Source organism: Phenylobacterium sp. (genome assembly GCF_041920015.1).
Lineage (GTDB): Bacteria > Pseudomonadota > Alphaproteobacteria > Caulobacterales > Caulobacteraceae > Phenylobacterium.
On record NZ_JAYRST010000144.1, the window covers coordinates 1 to 2947 of the forward strand.

Annotated in this window: 2 protein-coding genes; both read right to left on the reverse strand. The window is 68.4% G+C overall.

Annotated features, from left to right (window positions below; all coding sequences use genetic code 11):
- Positions 1–154: 154 nt before the first annotated feature.
- Positions 155–1657, reverse strand: coding sequence for an exopolysaccharide biosynthesis polyprenyl glycosylphosphotransferase (locus tag ACE3TL_RS16830; RefSeq protein WP_374579808.1), 1503 nt, complete (start codon positions 1655–1657; stop codon positions 155–157).
- A gap of 262 nt (positions 1658–1919) precedes the next feature.
- The coding region (locus ACE3TL_RS16835) for an alpha/beta fold hydrolase (RefSeq protein WP_374579809.1) at positions 1920–2947 on the reverse strand (1028 nt) is incomplete at its 5' end.

Consider the following 2947-nt stretch of genomic DNA (forward strand, 5'->3'; position numbering starts at 1 on the left):
ATTCCTCATCACTGTGACCCGCAGGCCGAGCAAAGGCCGGCCAGACGCCGTCCCCAAACAGTGAAGGCGAGAAACGCCGGCGGTTCGGATCACGCCGGTTAATAAAATCTTTCTTTTGGTCGGCGCCGGCCCGCGGGCCGGCCTGTGCCCGGACCTAACGGACCGTCTCGGAATCGCCGAGCAGGCAGGGGACGGTCATGAACATGATGTACATGTCGAGCCAGAACGACTGGCGTTCGATGTATTCCACGTCGAGCGCCACGCGGCGGCGCACGAGTTCGGGCGTGTCGATGGCCCCGCGCGAACCGTTGATCGCCGCCCAGCCGGTCATGCCAGGCTTCATGCGGTGGCGGTGGGCGTATTCGGCCACCAGGCGCGAGCTTTCGACCTCGCCGGTCTTCATGCCGATGGCGTGCGGCCGCGGCCCGACCAGCGACATCTCGCCGGTCAGGACGTTGATGAGCTGGGGCAGTTCGTCGAGGCTGGTCTTGCGGATGAACTTGCCCACCCGCGTCACCCGGTCGTCATCGGCGCTGATCTGGCGCGCGGCCTTGTGGTCGGTGGCTTCCACCCGCATCGAGCGGAACTTCCAGACCACGATCTCTTCGTTGTTGAAGCCGTGGCGGCGCTGGCGGAAGAACACCGGGCCGGGGGTGTCGAGCTTGATGGCCAGGGCGACTAGCACCATGATCGGCGTCGCCAGGAACAGCGCCAGCGTCCCGAACGCCACGTCCTGCGCCCGCTTGGCCAGCGCCTTGCCCTGATCGATCTCCGCGCCCGACACGCGGGTCAGCGGGATGTTGGCGATGCGGTCGATCGCCTCGGCTTCCTCGGCGCCGCCCTCGCGATCGAGCAGCAGGGTGATCTCGTTCGGAAGGACGATCAGGCGCTCCAGCAGCGCATGGATGCGTTCGCGCGCCTCCGCCGGCACGGTGATCACGATCCGGTCCACATAGGGCATGATGCGGTGGGCCAGCAGGTCGTCGGTGCCGCCCAGTAGGGGGACGCGGTGCAGGCCCTCGGGCGCGCGCTCGGCCCGGTCGTCGAATACGCCGAGCACGTTGGCCTCGCGGGTCTCGAGGATCGCCTCGATCAGGCGTTCGGCCGCCCCCGTGGCGCCTACGATCACCAGGTTGGGCGTCAGGCGCCCGTTGGCGCGCCAGCGCTTCACATTGGCCCACCACAGGGCGTGCGCCGTGGCCGTGCAGAGGAAGGCGAGGGGCGTCCAGACTCCCAGCGAGGCGGCCAGCATCACGACCCCGACGAAGTGGGTGAGGATCGCAAAGCACATGGCCACCGCCACGGCGAAGGCCACGGTGACGCGCATCAGGTGCATCGCCAGGTCTTCGCGGCGCCCGAACTTGTAGGTGTCGAACAGGCGTAGGCTGGCGAAGGTGGCGATCGCCGCGCAGCCGTAGATCAGCAGCACGTTCGCCCCATGGGTCAGCGCTGCGGCGGTCAGCCCGCCCAGGATCAGGGCCAGGGCGTCGCCCGCCTGGAAGAACCGCGTCAGCAGCCGGCCGGACATGCGCAGGCGGGTGGGCGTCAGCTTCTCGGGCCGCAGCGGTCCGCGACGGTCGCGGCCCGGTTCGGTCCAGGAGGCCGCTTCGGCGTCGGCGGGCCGATCGGTGTGACGACGTCCTCGGCGATCCAGCATGGCGTTGGGCTTAAACGGGGCGGCGAGGGACATCGTGAACCAAATGTTCGAAATAGCGCGGCTCACAATGCCACGCTGCATCTGTGCGGGCGGTTAACGTACACATGCGCAGCGCGCTTCCGTGTAAACAATTCGCACCCGGGGTCGAGCCGATTTGTCGTTCGCCGCGGAAGGCTGCAATCGCACCCGGCCGATACGTGATCGTACCGCTTGGGTCCGATGAGATGCTGATCGGATGTGTGACGGTCATTGGACGAATGCGTCAGTTTACTTTTGCGGACTTGGTCTTGGCGGCGATCTCGAGAATTGCGTCGGCGATCGCCGCGGGCTTGTCACGCACCATGAGGTGCGAGCTGCCCGCGATCAGCCGGCTTTCACCGGCGCTCGAGCGCCGGGCGAGCTCGCGGTGCAGGCCGTACCAGAGCGTTCCCAAGGCCGCGCGCGCCGGCTCGGGGGCCGCGGCATAGGTCCCGTCTGCGGTCAGGACGATCAGCGGCAGGGCGCCATAGGACTGCGGTCCGGCCGCGATCTGATCGGAGGTGCTGGTCAGCAGGGTTTCGAGTTCGGAGACCTGGGTGCGCCAGGTTTCCGGCTTGAGGCTGGTCGCCAGCCGCGCGGCGTTGACCGCTTCGGAAAGGTTCGCGTTCGGCTTGGGCGTACAGCGTTCCAGACTGGGCTCGGTGGAGGGCAACAGGCGCTTTTCGGCGGCCTCCAGGCAGCGGGCCGCGCGGTCCCTCAGTGGTTGCAGGCTGCCCGCGCCCGGGCCGAAGGCGGCCGCGAAACGCCGGTCCTGGTATTCGACCGAAGGATCGACCAGCACCATTCCGGCGACGTCCCGCGGACGGCGGGCGTAGAAGCTGCGCGCATAGAGCGCGCCGGCCGAATGCCCGACCAGGATGAACGGCCCGCCGATCTTGGCCGCCCGCAGGCCACGGTCGAGATCGCGAGCGATGGACGCGCCATCGCGGGGCAGGGGGCCGGGCGTCGAAAATCCGTAGCCGGCGCGGTCGTAGGAGCAAACCCTCAGCTTGCCCTGGACCAGGCGGCGCACCGGTTCCCAGGCGAGTGAATTTGCGCCGTAGCCGCCTTCCAGCACGACGGTCGGCGCGCCGGTCCCGGTGCACCGGAAATTCAGCTTGCGGTCGTCGGGCAGTCGGACCAGCCGGCCGGGTTCGAGTTCGGGATCGGCCGCGGCGGCCGGCTGAGCGGCGAGAAGGACAAGCAGGCAGGCGATGATCGACCGGCGCATGATCCTCTTGCTTCCTCGATGGGCGTAGGGAGCGCGCCGTG